This window comes from Exiguobacterium profundum (assembly GCF_042652865.1).
GTDB lineage: Bacteria > Bacillota > Bacilli > Exiguobacteriales > Exiguobacteriaceae > Exiguobacterium > Exiguobacterium profundum.
On record NZ_JBHSHG010000001.1, the window covers coordinates 1,623,223 to 1,637,617 of the forward strand.

The 14,395-nt window shown below is 51.0% G+C and carries 13 protein-coding genes; 3 read left to right on the plus strand and 10 right to left on the minus strand.

Going from position 1 to position 14,395, the window contains the following annotated elements; all coding sequences use genetic code 11:
* The first annotated feature begins 66 nt into the window (after positions 1–66).
* The gene (locus ACFO4U_RS08295) at positions 67–1,839 is read left to right on the plus strand and encodes a C40 family peptidase (protein WP_214690509.1); all 1,773 of its coding nucleotides are present in this window, start codon (positions 67–69) and stop codon (positions 1,837–1,839) included.
* Between the two features lie 112 nt (positions 1,840–1,951).
* Positions 1,952–4,648: an EAL domain-containing protein gene (locus tag ACFO4U_RS08300; protein WP_215243664.1), complete on the plus strand. Its 2,697-nt coding sequence runs from the start codon at positions 1,952–1,954 to the stop codon at positions 4,646–4,648.
* A gap of 12 nt (positions 4,649–4,660) precedes the next feature.
* Here the strand turns inward: ACFO4U_RS08300 and ACFO4U_RS08305 are convergent, their stop codons facing one another.
* Positions 4,661–5,389, minus strand: coding sequence for a DUF3784 domain-containing protein (locus ACFO4U_RS08305; protein WP_215243663.1), 729 nt, complete (start codon positions 5,387–5,389; stop codon positions 4,661–4,663).
* Positions 5,390–5,486: 97 nt separating this feature from the next.
* A complete protein-coding gene (locus tag ACFO4U_RS08310) occupies positions 5,487–6,728 on the minus strand; it encodes a UDP-glucose dehydrogenase family protein (RefSeq protein WP_159562880.1) in 1,242 nt (413 codons plus the stop codon).
* 104 nt (positions 6,729–6,832) lie between these two features.
* Between ACFO4U_RS08310 and ACFO4U_RS08315 the strand changes: the two genes are divergently transcribed.
* Complete coding sequence (locus ACFO4U_RS08315; protein ID WP_214690505.1) at positions 6,833–7,093, plus strand: hypothetical protein; 261 nt, start codon at positions 6,833–6,835, stop codon at positions 7,091–7,093.
* A 145-nt stretch (positions 7,094–7,238) separates the two neighbouring features.
* Here ACFO4U_RS08315 and ACFO4U_RS08320 read toward each other — a convergent pair whose 3' ends face one another.
* The 8 genes from ACFO4U_RS08320 to ACFO4U_RS08355 are packed head-to-tail and all read right to left on the minus strand — an operon-like array spanning position 7,239 to position 14,385.
* Complete coding sequence (locus ACFO4U_RS08320; protein WP_215243662.1) at positions 7,239–7,655, minus strand: GNAT family N-acetyltransferase; 417 nt, start codon at positions 7,653–7,655, stop codon at positions 7,239–7,241.
* The gene (locus tag ACFO4U_RS08325; RefSeq protein WP_215243661.1) at positions 7,655–8,593 is read right to left on the minus strand and encodes a glycoside hydrolase family protein; all 939 of its coding nucleotides are present in this window, start codon (positions 8,591–8,593) and stop codon (positions 7,655–7,657) included. Before ACFO4U_RS08325 ends, ACFO4U_RS08320 begins: the two co-directional genes overlap by 1 nt.
* The gene (locus ACFO4U_RS08330; protein WP_251125260.1) at positions 8,590–9,555 is read right to left on the minus strand and encodes a glycoside hydrolase family protein; all 966 of its coding nucleotides are present in this window, start codon (positions 9,553–9,555) and stop codon (positions 8,590–8,592) included. The genes ACFO4U_RS08325 and ACFO4U_RS08330 overlap by 4 nt, the downstream gene beginning before the upstream one ends.
* A gap of 48 nt (positions 9,556–9,603) precedes the next feature.
* Entirely contained in the window at positions 9,604–10,302 is a 699-nt protein-coding gene (locus tag ACFO4U_RS08335) for a WbqC family protein (RefSeq protein WP_159562884.1), read from the minus strand.
* A 14-nt stretch (positions 10,303–10,316) separates the two neighbouring features.
* Positions 10,317–11,297, minus strand: a complete 981-nt coding sequence (locus ACFO4U_RS08340; RefSeq protein WP_214690502.1) for a glycosyltransferase family 2 protein — start codon at positions 11,295–11,297, stop codon at positions 10,317–10,319.
* Positions 11,298–11,337: 40 nt separating this feature from the next.
* Entirely contained in the window at positions 11,338–12,390 is a 1,053-nt protein-coding gene (gene rfbB, locus ACFO4U_RS08345; RefSeq protein WP_214690501.1) for a dTDP-glucose 4,6-dehydratase, read from the minus strand.
* Entirely contained in the window at positions 12,296–13,267 is a 972-nt protein-coding gene (gene rfbA / locus ACFO4U_RS08350; RefSeq protein ID WP_214690500.1) for a glucose-1-phosphate thymidylyltransferase RfbA, read from the minus strand. Before rfbA ends, rfbB begins: the two co-directional genes overlap by 95 nt.
* Positions 13,264–14,385 (minus strand): DegT/DnrJ/EryC1/StrS family aminotransferase, encoded by a 1,122-nt coding sequence (locus ACFO4U_RS08355; RefSeq protein ID WP_214690499.1) that lies wholly within the window; start codon positions 14,383–14,385, stop codon positions 13,264–13,266. Before ACFO4U_RS08355 ends, rfbA begins: the two co-directional genes overlap by 4 nt.
* Positions 14,386–14,395 lie beyond the last annotated feature (10 nt).

Below are 14,395 nucleotides of genomic sequence, written 5' to 3' on the forward strand. Positions count from 1 at the left end.
CAATGAACTTGTATTGTTTCACTTGTTGAATTGTTTCGTTCTCACTCTTTGAAAGGATGTGACGCTATGAATCCAAAGTCTGGTCTCACCTATTCATTCGCGGCACTTGCAGCGGTCAGCGTGCTTGCCCACGCAGACGAAGCAGCAGCGGCGAGCACACATACGGTGCGTTCGGGTGATACGTTATGGTCGATCAGTCGGTCCTATGATGTGTCCGTTGCGACGATTAAATCGTTGAACGGTCTCTCTTCCGATAGCATTCGCATCGGTCAAAAACTAAAGCTCACAGGCAGTCCCTCTGCTGCGACTGGTGGTTCCTCGTTAACCACGGCGAGTACGAACCGCGTCACGACGACACACGCATTGAACATGCGCGTCGCGGGCGGAACATGGCATCGCGTCCTCTTGACGATTCCAAAAGGTACGACGCTCACGTCGATTCAATCAAACGGTTCATGGACAAAAGTCAGTTACGGCGGACAGACCGGATGGGTGCATAACGACTATTTGCAAAAGGCATCTATGTCTAGCAGTACCGACAAACCAACAACGGTCACACCGAGCTCGGCTACAGCTCAAACGAAAGCCAACTTGAATCTGCGTTCGTCGAAGTCTACGAAGACGACCGTATTGCTCACGATTCCAAAAGGCAAGACCGTGACCGTCTTATCTGTCGAAGGGTCATGGTCGAAAGTGAAGTACGGGTCGAAAACAGGATATGTCGCCAATACATATTTAACGACATCAGGAGCGGCGACACCGACAACACCGAGTACAGGACAATCGATCAATCAACAATTCACTACGACGGCAAACTTGAACGTTCGACAAGGTGCAGGAGTCGGTTATCCGCTCGTCACGACCATCCCGAACGGAACCGTCGTCAAAGCGACGAAACAGTCGGGCAGCTGGTACTATGTCACGTATAATGGGAAGTCCGGATACGTGAGCGCCGGTTACTTGAAGCAGACGTCCACGACACCGAGCAACCCGGCTCCGAACGAAGGCGATGCCGGTGCTGGTAATGCGGCTGTCGATTATATCGTCAACACACCGTCCTTGAACGTACGTTCGAGCGCATCGACGAGCGCGACCATCATCGGGAGTGTCAAAGCAGGACAGACGTTGCGCGTCGTCCAGTCGTCAAAAGGCTGGCTTCAAATCTATTACGGGAATACGGTAGGATTTGTCGCCTCGGCTTATGTGAAAACTGTCCCGAAAGGTTCGGCAGACGGCCCGTCTTGGGTTGAAGGTTCTTATGATTCGAATTCATATTATACGTACTATCCGACATCGATTCGGTCACAGGCGAACGAGTCGAGTAGCACGGTCGGCTCGACACTTCGGGGAGAACTCTTGAACGTGATCGGAGAGACATCGACCCACTATCGTCTCGCATCAGGATTCGTCGCAAAATCAGCCGTCACTGAAATCAAAGGGCAAAGTGCCCAAGCTACTAGGCTTTCGACCATCGATGTGGCAAAACGCTTCGTCGGCACACCGTACGTATGGGCATCATCAAGCCCGGCAAATGGTGGATTCGATTGCTCAGGACTCATCTATTATGTATTCAATCAATCCGGCGTCAGCATCCCACGGACAAACGTGGCTAATTATTGGGGTGGTGCTTATTTCGGACCACAATTACCCAAGTCATTCGTCCCGCAGGCCGGTGACCTCGTCTTCTTCGAAAACACATATACCGCTGGGCCATCGCACATGGGTATCATGATCAATTCCGATACGTTCATCCATGCCGGTTCATCCGGATTAGGATACAACCAAATCAGTAAAGAACCGTATTGGCAGTCACGCTTAATCGGTTATAAACGACCGTGACTTTCGTCACGCAAAAAAACCCGACAAAAGTCGGGTTTTTCTTTCGTTTTGCAGGATTTTTATCGCCTGACCCGAATTCGGAAGTATGATGAAGGAAAAAAGGAGGTGCCGGATGGGCCAACCCCGTTTTGCAAAAATTCCATACCGTACCTACACGATGGTGCTCGCGATTGCTTGTCTCATCGGTGTCCTGTTGTTTGGACTTGGCACGAGTTTTTATTGGCATGAAAAACAAGAAGCCATCGACCAGACGATTACGAATTTGAATCAAGCGGCAGACCTAGCTGGTGTCGAAGCATACGTGTCTCTGTTCGAGGCGGCGACCCGGTATGAGGAGCAGTCGAATCAGACGACATCCTTCCTCTCCACACCGTACAAAGAACGGGCACTCCAATACAATGAGCGTTTATTGAACGACTTTGAGGACGGTGTGAACGAACGGGAACGGGAGACACTCCAGACGTTTTCAAATGAGTTGAATCAAATTCTCGAGGCAGAACAGTTCGAAGCGGTCCCAACGGATGTCATCAGTTCCATCAATCGACGATGGCTATATCAAGCACTCGAGCAAACGAATCAATCGAATGCGGCATACGAACTGACTGATGCCATCATGCGAATGCAATCGATTCTTATGCGGAATCGCGAAGCCCTCTTCCGTAACCCGATTGATGCGGATCAACTCACAAACACCGTGGACATGATTGTCGGCGAAGCGACACTTGTTCAAACCATCATCGAATCGAATGAGACACTGCAATCGAAAGCGGTCATCGACGTAGCAGAAAGCGGGCAGTCCTTTGCGAATATGGCGAATCGCGAGGTGTCTCTAGAAGCTCGTTACGTCAATTCAACGAATGTCTACGAGGACGCCTATGGTGCCCTTCGTTCCATCCGTTCGAGTTCTGAGACGATGCTTCAAGAAGAAAGTAAGCATTATCAAGTCTTAGCCACCACTTCATTCGTGGTGACGTTGCTCTTATCTCTCGGACTCTTATTCCTGCTCTACTATACACGCAATCGTTACAATCACGATTTGGCGCATCTCAAGGCACGCGCACTCGCCATCGACCCGAGCCTAGAACCTGTCGAAGCGATGTTTCCGAAAACACATGATTTTCGAGGGATCGAGGACGAGTTACGCGAGATTGCCACGAGTGTCCATTCGACTGTTCATGAACTTGAAAATCGTTCGCAAGATCTCGTGCGCTATCACGAACGTTGGTCGTCCCTCTTCTCTGAAACGGGACTCGCCATCGCACTGATGGATGACTCGTATAATTTAATTGAGCGCAACGAGATGTTCCGGCAGTTTTTCGGTGACCGGAACTTATATGAGATTAATCAATTGTTCACCGAGACGGGTCGCCGCTTGTTCGAGCAAGCGCTCGAAGGTGTGACTGAACATGGGACGAGTGCCCAGTTCATCATTCATCTGAAAGGGGAACATCTCCGTTATCTGAATGTGAAACTGACGCCGCTCAAGCGAGAGGAAAAGTTGACGTATTACCTCATCGTCGAAGATGAGACAGACCGGGTCGAACGGGAACGGAAGGTCGACCGTCTCGTCCGTTTCGACTTGGCGACCAATCTCTATAACGAATACGGTTTTATTCGCAAGTGGGAAAAGCAAGAGATTGACGGTGCATTTGTCCTTATCCGGATTCATGACTATCATCATCTCGTTGATTGGTACGACCCTGCGTATGCTGATCTGCTCATGATTGAGTTTGCGCGAGCCGTCGAGTCCCGTCTTTCGAAATATGCCCAACATCTCTTCGGTCGATACCGAGACGACACGTTTATGCTGTATGTCAAAGGCTTCTCGTACGAGGATGAGCACGAGCTGTTGGAGCTCTTCCCGACAGAAGTGACAATCAACCATAAACGTCAAAATGTGCATATTCAAATCGGGGCAACTGAGACGGAATCGACTTACAACGATTGTCTGTTCAAGGCGATGAAGGCGTTACAGCACGCCAAAGAGACACGTACCCCTTCGGTTTGGTATGACTCGGAAATTTTAGCCCAGATGCAACTCGCCGCACTGATTGAACAAGCGCTTCCGGACGCCATCCGAAAAGGAGAATTAACGGTCGCGTATCAACCGCAAGTCGAATTGAAAACCGGTCGCGTCGTCGGCGCGGAAGTGCTCGCTCGTTGGACACATCCTGACATCGGAGTCATCCCACCGAACGAGTTCATTCGCATCGCGGAACGTTCCGATCAAATCTTATGGCTCTCACATAATATTCTCGATCAGACGATTGCCCAGCTCGTCGCATGGCAAGGAACTTCATTTGAAGACATCTCCTTGTCGTTCAACTTGTCGGCCCATTCGGTCGACCCTTCCATCGTGGCGAAGCTCCGGGATTCGATTGAGGTATACCCGTGGCTACCTGACCGATTGAAGATTGAATTGACGGAGTCCTCGGATATCATGTCGTATGCGAGTGAACTCGAACGATTAGAAGACATCTCCGACCTCGGCTATTGCCTATCAATCGACGACTTCGGGACCGGATACGCCTCATTCGAAGCGATTTGGCACCTACCGATTCAAGAAGTGAAAATTGATCGGATGTATGTGAGTGGAAAGGCGAAAGAAAGTACTTCCTTCTTACGTGCCGTCTCTCGCTTTGCGAACGAGCAACAGCTGACCGCTCTCGCCGAAGGGATTGAGACCGAAAGCGACCTGTCACGCATGCTTCGTGAAGGGGTCGAACTCGGACAGGGCTTCTACTTCTCACCCGCCCTGGATGCGGCTTCATTCGAATCATGGGTCAACAAAAAGGGACACTCGCGTTGAGTGTCCCTTTTTTCAGCGTGAACGAATGTCCTCATATAACTGCCTCGTTTCTTTAAACGAAGACTGATTGAGATAGATTGTTTTTTCTGACCAATCGAGTCGGATCACCGGTTCGACATCGCGGTCGATAAAGAGGAGTACATCCTCCCCTGTTTCCGTCCGAAAATGTCCGGTCAGACGCGTTCCCGTATCTGCTCCGTTCGTTCGACGCGCGATATCCGGCAATGTCGTCCATGTCACGTCTGCCACTTCATCAAACGGGACCTCACGACCATAACTGCCTTCAATCACAATCGTTTCATCCGTCACGGTCACCTCAGTCGGTTGACTGAACCAAAACATGAGCGCCGGCACACCGACGAGTAAGACGACAGAGACAATGATGATCGGAATGAGACGTTTTTTCCCATCTGGTCTCAAGCGCCCCGCTCCATCGTAGATGTTACCGTCATAGCGTTGCATCCGCCAGAGCATCCCGACAATGAATACCATCAGGACGAGAAAGAACGGTTCGAGCGGGACGTTCCAACTAGACAGTTCGATAAGTGCAATGATGAGAAAAAGTGCACCAATCCCGTAACACATCCAGGCAATCAGTCGCGCCACTTTTTTGATGTCGACCCGCTCCTGTTTTTCTTTCGACATCGTATTATATCCAGAGATCAAGTGATACCAACCGAGCCTGTCAACCGCGAAGCCTAACCCGATGACGATTCCTGCTGCTAGAATGAGAATCCACATATGCCTCGCCTCCTCTCCTTTTTATACGTCATGACTGCTACAAAAGATTCACGTCTCGCAAAAACAGGACCGCCTATATGAGCGGTCCTGAACAGTTTTAGTTTGAAGTCGGTGTGTTCGACGGACGTTGCATCCGTCCGATTCCTTCGTATGACACATCGCCCGGATCGCGTGCAAACTTCCATGCGTTTCGTGCATCGATCAATCGACGCTGGCGCATGCCGTTGAAAGCATCCGGTGCCAAGTTCACGATCTCATCCCATTCTGTGACGAGAATGGCATAATCGGCTCCCTTCAGCGCCTCTTCGACCGTCGTCGCTTGTGGATAGTCCCACGTCGCAATCGGATCATACCCGATGACGTCCACGTTACGGGCCACCATGTGGTGAGCGAGTAGAATCGATGGGGCATCTCGCATATCGTCTGTTCCTGGTTTGAATGCCAAACCAAGGATAGCCACGCGCATGTTCGGTTCAACGTTCAATTTTGAGAGCACGTACTCGATTTGCGTCTCATTCACTTTCGTCGCCGCCCGGATGACACGTAGGTCGATCTCGTTTTCACTCGCGACGTGTAGGAGTGCGTTCATGTCTTTCGGGAAGCACGAACCTCCGTACCCGATGCCCGCGTTCAAGAACGAACGCCCAATTCGCGGATCGAGTCCCATCCCGTCCGCAATCGTCGAAATGTCAGCGCCAGCTTGATCGGCTAGACGCGACAAGTCGTTCATGAAGCTGATTTTCGTGGCCAAAAAGGCGTTCGAGGCGTATTTGATGAGTTCTGCATTGATCGGTGTCGTACAGATGAGCGGAACGCCAAGGCGTCCGTAGATTCCTGCCAACTCTTCTGCGACTTCGAGGTTTACACACCCGATGACGACACGGTGTGGTTTCATGACATCTGCGAGCGCGCGTCCTTCTTGTAAAAATTCCGGTACGATCGCAAACGTATGAGAGGGATACATGATGTTCAGTAAGTCTGTCGTGCCGGGCGGGACCGAGCTACGAATGACGATTTTATGCTTCGTGTTTAGTTCCGACAAGACTGCTTCGATATAAGATAAGTCACAGCTTCCATCCGACTTGCTCGGTGTCCCGACCGCAAGAATCAAATAGTCGACCTGCTCCGTATCCGCGATTCGGCTTGTCAGGGTGATCTGGTCGGCGTGCTCTTGCAACACCTCTGCCATGCCTGGTTCATGGAATGGCGGGTGTCCACTCATGAGAAGACGTAGCTTCTCTTCGTCCGCTTCAACCCCGATAACGTGATGACCGGCTTTTGCCAAACCACAAAGTGTAGCCAATCCAACGTATCCTAAACCAATAATTCCAAATTTCACATCAGTTCCTCCTTCAATCATCTTTTATAAGCGTACCGAAACACGCCGAAGAAGTGAAGCTTCTAACACTCTCTCGATGTTCTTTGCTATAATGAGTCAAAATGATGGGTGAAAGGACAAACCGCATGGGCTTAATCGCTTTCTTCTTAGTGACATTGTTCGTTTATTTTTGGCTTCCGGTCCGGGGGGGACTGAAAACCTTTTTGCTAGTCTTGATTATGGTGAGCGGATGGCTCTCCATTTTTGAACTCGTCTCGATTCTCGAAGCCCGTCCATGGGTCATCGCGCCAATTCTGATCATCGTTGGATCGGTGATTTGGAAAGTACAACGCGACCGGAAACAAGAGCTCAAGAAAAGTGTTTGACCTCGGTCAGGCGCTTTTTCTTTTTGTCGTATTCGATAAAGCTTATCAGATTCCTGCATTCATCAAAAAATCCTCGTACGATGGACGAGGATCAGCTTCGGTTTGTATTTAACTTTCTTATTCTAAAATACGAGAGAGATGCGTTTCATAATATACTCTCCATGACGAGCACATCATCGATTCGGTCGAGCTCGCTGAAGCCGTGTCGCATGTAGAAGGCAATCGCCCGTTCGTTCGTTGCCTCGACGTGCAAGTGAATCTTTCGTTTGTTCGTCTGGATCGCTTCTTCGCATAATGCTTCCAGTAAGGCGTGCCCACTACCGGACGGCGCTTCCGGCAACACGCAAATATGGCTGATGAAGACGATGTCCGTATCCATGTAAGCTGCGATTAGCCCGACGAGACGCCCGTCGTTCCAGATTTCATACGACGTCGCCCGTTCGTGCAGCTTCAAAGCGTATGGCTCTAACTCTACCCGCTCCGACAGCTTGGTCGGGAACAGATGATCACACGCTTCAAGATGCGCCATATAATCAGAAACCGTCCCTTGGTCGCGAGTCATCATACATCCTCCAAAATCGCGACACCAAATCCATGTCGCCCAAACTCGTTCCCGTTATAAAGGAGGTAGTGCCGACCGTCCCACTCGAAGACGTGCGGGTAACATTCCATGTCCGCATCCCATCCGTCGGAACTTCGTTCGAATCCGAGTGCCGAATCATCACGCGTCCAGTCCAACAGATTTTCCGAATAGGCGTAACCTAATCGATATCCGCGTAACGGGTCGGTCCGAAAGCCAAAGGTGTCTCGAAAACAAAAAATCATATGGTAGCGTCCGTCCGCTTCGAACACGGTCGGAAGCGCCTGACTCTCGTCCGCGATTGTATCCGAAACGATTCTTCCGTGACGCTTGAACGTCTGTCCATCTTCTGACGTGGCGAGCGCAATCTTATAGGTCCTTTCCTGGACGCCATCCGGACCCTCTTTCCATGTCGTCCCGTAAATGTAATACATATAGTATTGTTCCCGTGTGACCACAAAGGGGTCGCCGACGAGAAACGGTTCCTCGATGCTCGCCGATAATATCGGTCCGTCGCCGAGCCGTTCGAACGTCTCTCCCTCGTTCCGACTGACAGTGAGACCAATCCCCGTTTCGACCGACACAGAGTCTCGACGGCTCCAGCCACTCGTATAGCCATAAAGCCCATCACGCGTCCGCGTGACGTGGAATGGGAAGATCCCGTGTTCGTCGAATGTCCCCCGTTTTCCAAGTGGGATAACCTCATCTATGGACACGTCGATAATGTTGAAATCACGTGTCATGTCCACATATCGGACGTGGCTCTTGAACATGTCACCGTCCGGTTCGCGAGTCGAGAAATAGATGCGCACAAAATCCTCGAAGACGAGCGCCTGAGGGGACTGGGCGAACGAGGAGTACTTCCCGAAAAATCCGTACGGCGCCGGGTCGAAGATGTGTCCGAGTTTCTTCCACTTCATCTCGCTCCCTCCTTGCGCTCCGCGATGCCGAATCCTTCTCGTCCGACTTCATTCCCCAAATAGAGTAAATACCGTTTCCCGTTCAATGTGAACGTATGGGGGTAAGCGACCATCTCGTCATCGAATCCTGATTCGTTCCGCGAGAACTTCATCACGTCATCGTCACGCGTCCAATGGAGGAAATCCGGAGAAGAGGCATATCCGATTCGATAAGTCCGCTCTGGATTCTTCCGATAATCGGTCGCGTCCCGGTAACAGAAAAACATATGATAGCGCCCATCCTCATAAAAGACGTCTGGACTAGCCTGCGCTTCATTGGGAAGTACGCTTTCGATCAAATCGCGTCCCGCCTTCACCCAAGTGACCCCGTCCTTCGACGTGGCCAGCCGAATCTTATACACCGGTTCAGGACGTTCGCCATCCATGACCCACTCTCGTCCGGCGATATAGAACAAGACCCACGTGTCATGGAAACGCCGAATCTTCGGACCGCTCAAGATGAACGGTTCATCGAGTGTATACGATAGGATCGGTCCTGGACCGACACGCTCAAACGAACGTCCGCCGTCTCGACTGATGGCTTTTCCGATATTCACATTAAACGGAACGGACACCGTACGCGTCCAGCCCCCATAATAGGCGTGCACCTCATCCCCAACCTCAATCGCTGAGAACGGATAGACACCAAACTCGTCGAACGTCCCACGTGCACCGAGCTCCAGTATCGGTCGTTCACTCACTCGAAGAATCGAGAAATCCTCTTTTGCGACATCCACATACCCGCTGTGACTGACGTATCGTCCATCGATCGGTTTCGGTCGACAACTGAAGTAGATTCGTAAATAGGTATCGCGTTCCAACACACAAGGTCCTTGTGCGAACGCATCCATCCAGTCGAGTGATGCGTCTCGTTGAGGGCTGAAGAAAAGACGTCGATTGGTCCATTCAAATGATGTATTCAACGTGTTCGTCCCCTTTCCCCTAATTGTTGCGGCATCTATCTCGCCCCATTAGACGAGCGTATAGGCATCGAGTAGTTCACGCATTTTCGTCTTCGAATTGAACATCAAGACATCGATGATGGACAAGTTGGGCGTGAACGGATGACCAAATTGAGCATATTCCACAGCATTCATTTGGATAAAATCAAGCGGCACTCCGGATTCCGCGAAACGCTGTTTGTCATAAAGTTCCTGTCCTCCAATCGCATTGATGTAATGCGATGTACGCAAATGATGACAAATCTCGAGTACCAATTGTTCACACTTCAGCGACTTGTCGTAGTCGAGCGAAGAGGCGACCAATAACTCCGTATCCATCTCGAGATAGTCACGCACTTCCGTCAATAACGTTTCTAGATAAGTGGCGACATTGCGTTCCTCATTTTGAATGATTCGTTCAACCATCGGCATGACGTCGGCATAACTTGGTGCGCGTTGATACGCATGGTGCAATAAGCGCAGTTGATAAGTCTCATGAACTGGATCGAGAATCCGCTCATGCTCACGGATCGTACGATGTTGTGTCATATGATCGATTTTCAGATGGATCGGTTTGATGTGTCCCTCGACCAAAATACGGTTTCGATGAATCCATCCTCGTTTCGCAAATTGCACATGGTCCAAAATAACGAACTGGTCCACCGCGTTCATCAATTGAATATAGCCGAGGTATGGGAAGTAGTACGGCTGCATGATTCCTAATTTCATTTGAGCCGCCTCCTTTAACCGAGCTGGAGCGAGCGCATGCGAATCAACCACTCCATCAAGATTGGATGTCGCACCATCAAGTAGGGACGTAGCCGCTCTCTACCGACAAATCGCTCCACATATTGATCATACCGAGGTGACTTCAGCGCTTGAAAATCTCGTCGAAGTCGATGCAACCCGACCTCGAACGATAAGCGAGAGATTTCGATTTCTTGATGAAATCTGCCATTCGTATAGGAATCGAACGCATCCATCATTCGGATGAACGCCTCGATCCGCTCGATGTCGCGCTCCCTGTTTCGTTGACGCCACTTCGTGGTGACCGACCCGGACACACCGAATCGATATACGCTCATCACCTCAGGCATGTAGTAGGCGTAACCTTGGCTTGCGACGTGAAGTTTGAGCGCGCCGTCGAAGGCAGGCGTATCGCCGATCCAATCTAACAGATGGTCTGTCAGTCCATTTCGGTACAGCATGGACATCGTTGGAATGAAGCCGAGTAGCTGTAACTCCCCGGCATGATAGGTCCGCGGTTCCGTCGAGGCATACTTTCTGTTTTCAGGCATCCACGGGATGACGCGCCATCCGGTATGGAGTGTGTCGTCCGTTTCGACATACGCATCATGAAAACAGAGCGTACAGTCCGGATGGGCTTCCATATAGTCGACTTGTTTCTGCAACTTTTGCGGGTCGGTCCAGTAGTCATCCCCGTCACAAAGCGCGATGTACTTGCCACGCGCCCTCTCTTCGTTCAACAGATTCACCAACACACCTTGAGAATATTGGTTTTCCGTTTGATAGATGACCCGAATGAGGTTTGGGTGCTGTTCTTCATACTTACGCACGATGTCTGCCGTCCGATCCGTTGAGGCATCCTCATGAATGAGGATTTCAAATTCAAAATCTGTTTCCTGCATCAAAAATCCTTCAATCGTTTTGGCGATGTATGGTTCGTGGTTATATGTGATGCAGTCGATGCTGACCATCACCATGTCGATCCCCCCTTCCCCGGGATGATAGAACGGTGCAAATTCAGGAAGAATACATGTCTTGATAATAGGTTTTGTACGCTCCCGAGACAATGCGCTCAACCCATTCCGGATGTGACCGATACCATTCAATCGTCTCTTTGATTCCTTGTTCAAAACGATAGCGCGGCATCCACCCTAATTCGTCTTTCATTTTCGTCGCGTCAATGGCATAACGACGGTCATGACCAGGGCGATCCGTCACGAATTGGATGCGATCATCGGGTAAGTCAAACGCCTGTAAAATCGTTCGGACGAGCTCGAGGTTCGTCTTCTCGTTATGTCCGCCGATGTTATAGACTTCCCCGACCTGTCCCTGCTGCCGAACGAGATCAATCGCTTCACAGTGATCTTGTACATGTAACCAATCTCGGATATGTCCTCCGTCCCCATATACTGGGAGTAGTTGATCAGTCATACAATGGTGCACCATGAGCGGAATCAGTTTCTCGGGGAATTGATACGGACCATAATTGTTGCTGCAACGGGTGATCTTAATCGGTAATCCGTAAGTCTCATGATAGGAACGAACGAGCAAATCGGACCCGGCCTTCGAGGCGGAATAGGGGCTGTTCGGGGCGAGGGGTGTCTCTTCAGTAAAGAATCCCGTCTCCCCGAGCGACCCGTATACCTCATCCGTCGAGACATGGACGAAACAGACATTGTCTCGGTATTCTCGACTGTATTTGTCGTCCGGATATCGTTTCCAATGCCGCATGGCCACGTCGAGCAACACTTGTGTACCAAGGATATTCGTCGAGAGGAACAACTCCGGCTCAAGAATACTTCGGTCGACATGCGATTCCGCTGCAAAATGCACGACTTCGTCAATCTCAAAGAGAGAGAACAGTTCATCAATCGCCGGACGGTCGCGGATGTCTACTTTCCGAAACACGTAGAGCGAGTCGTGCTCGAACGCCTGGACATTCTCTAAATTGCCGGCATAGGTCAAAGCGTCGACGTTAAGGATTCGTGACGTTGGATGTTTGTCCCGAAAGTGTTTTATGAAATTTGAACCGATGAACCCGGCTCCGCCAGTCACTAGGATCGTATGCATTGGTCTGTTCTCCTTCCTCTAGAAGCGATATCAAATACTGTCCGTAATCGGTCATCTTGAGCGTTTGACCGATGTCGGCCAATTGCTCTCGTGTGATGAACCCACGACGCCACGCAATCTCCTCCAGACATGCGATGTAATAGCCTTGCCGTTCCTGTACCGTCTGTACGAAAATGGAGGCTTTGATCATCCCCTCAGGCGTCCCGGTATCGAGCCATGCCATCCCGCGACCGAACAAGACGACGTTCAACTCGCCTCGTTCCAAATACATCTGATTGATTGACGTGATCTCAAGCTCACCGCGTGGGGACGGCTTCACTTGTTTCGCGAACTCGACGACCTGATTGTCATAAAAGTAGAGACCCGGTACCGCATAATTGGATTTCGGGACCGCCGGTTTCTCTTCGATGGACAAGACACGACGGTCCGCATCAAACTCGACGACACCGAATGCCCGTGGGTCTTTGACCGGATACCCGAACACCGTCGCGCCTGACTGCCGCTCTTTCGCATCCTGTAAAAAGCGCGTCAAGTTCGGGCCATAGAAGACGTTATCCCCTAAGATGAGGCAAACCGAGTCGTCCCCGATGAACGATTCTCCTAATATGAAAGCATCCGCGAGACCGACCGGACGCTCTTGTACTTGGTACGTAATCGAGATTCCGAGTTGATGCCCGTCACCGAACAGTCGCTCATACCCGGAGATGTCTTTCGGGGTCGAGATCAATAAAACCTCCTTGATGCCGGCGAGCATCAACACCGACATCGGATAATAGATGAGGGGCTTGTCGTAGATCGGCAATAGCTGTTTCGAGACTGCTTTCGTCATCGGGTAGAGACGCGTCCCGTTCCCACCCGCTAGAATGATCCCTTTCATCGTTCATTCCCTCCTTCAAGGATTACGTCACAAATGCGGTCGACCATCTCCATTGTCATGTCCGGATACAGAGGTAACGTGATCACCCGATCCGAGACGTACGTGGCGTTCGGTACGGATGCGTCGAATGCGTAGCAGGAAAAATCGGTCACGAGCGGATAGAAGTACTTCCGGGCGAGAATCCCATGCTGCGCTAAGTATGCCATCATGTCATCGCGTGCCTCTCTCCCTGGCGTGACGAGAACCGGATAGTACGCATAGTTGGACTCGGTTCGTTCATTCCGGAGGTTCAAGCGAAGAAACGAAGCGTCCCTTAAACGGGTGTCGTATCGCTCGACCAGACGTTTCCGCTTTTCAATGTCGGTATCAATCCGTGGGAGGTTGCACCGTCCCATCGCCGCCTGAAACTCATTCATCTTGGCGTTGCCCCCAACCGATTCGACGGATTCTGGTCCGGTGATCCCAAAGTTGACGGCTTGATGAATCGCCTCGATGTAACGGGTATCCCGGAACGTGAGCACCCCACCTTCAATCGTATGAAACACTTTCGTCGCATGAAAGCTGAACATCGTCATATCGCCGAACGTCGAGACATCGCGCCCGTCGTGCCGGACACCGAACGCGTGCGCCGCATCGTAGAGGACGTGGAGCCCATGGTGTTTCGCGACTTGTTCAATCGCCTCCACGTCACATACGTTCCCATACACATGAACGGGGAGGATGGCCGTCGTCCGTTCCGTGATCAGCGCCTCGATTTTGTCGACGTCAATCGTATAGTCGACGGGGTTGATGTCACAGAAGACAGGGGTGATTTGTTTTCGGATGAGCGCATGCGTCGTCGAGGCGAACGTGAACGGCGTCGTGATGACCTCACCCGTCAATCCGAGCACGTCAATCGCCGTTTCGAGGGCCAGATGACCGTTCGTCAATAAAGAGACGTGCGGGACGTGGAGACGCTGCTCTAACTCTTCTTCTAATGCCCGCACATGCTCGCCACGGTTGCTCAAGTGACGCGATTCCCAAAGGGGACGAATCATCTCGACATACGTATCAAAATCCGGCATACTCGGTCGCGTGACGGGAATGACGGCATCTGCTTCTACATTTGAACCATTCATGGTGAGATCA

Excerpts from the sequence above, each read along its gene's own strand:
- ACFO4U_RS08295 (WP_214690509.1), top strand. The coding sequence starts at position 67 with ATGAATCCAAAGTCTGGTCTCACCTATTCATTCGCGGCACTTGCAGCG.
- ACFO4U_RS08300 (WP_215243664.1), top strand. The coding sequence starts at position 1,952 with ATGGGCCAACCCCGTTTTGCAAAAATTCCATACCGTACCTACACGATG.
- ACFO4U_RS08305 (WP_215243663.1), bottom strand. The coding sequence starts at position 5,389 with ATGTGGATTCTCATTCTAGCAGCAGGAATCGTCATCGGGTTAGGCTTC.
- ACFO4U_RS08315 (WP_214690505.1), top strand. The coding sequence starts at position 6,833 with ATGGGTGAAAGGACAAACCGCATGGGCTTAATCGCTTTCTTCTTAGTG.
- ACFO4U_RS08320 (WP_215243662.1), bottom strand. The coding sequence starts at position 7,655 with ATGACTCGCGACCAAGGGACGGTTTCTGATTATATGGCGCATCTTGAA.
- ACFO4U_RS08325 (WP_215243661.1), bottom strand. The coding sequence starts at position 8,593 with ATGAAGTGGAAGAAACTCGGACACATCTTCGACCCGGCGCCGTACGGA.
- ACFO4U_RS08335 (WP_159562884.1), bottom strand. The coding sequence starts at position 10,302 with ATGAAATTAGGAATCATGCAGCCGTACTACTTCCCATACCTCGGCTAT.
- ACFO4U_RS08340 (WP_214690502.1), bottom strand. The coding sequence starts at position 11,297 with ATGGTGATGGTCAGCATCGACTGCATCACATATAACCACGAACCATAC.
- rfbB (WP_214690501.1), bottom strand. The coding sequence starts at position 12,390 with ATGCATACGATCCTAGTGACTGGCGGAGCCGGGTTCATCGGTTCAAAT.
- rfbA (WP_214690500.1), bottom strand. The coding sequence starts at position 13,267 with ATGAAAGGGATCATTCTAGCGGGTGGGAACGGGACGCGTCTCTACCCG.
- ACFO4U_RS08355 (WP_214690499.1), bottom strand. The coding sequence starts at position 14,385 with ATGAATGGTTCAAATGTAGAAGCAGATGCCGTCATTCCCGTCACGCGA.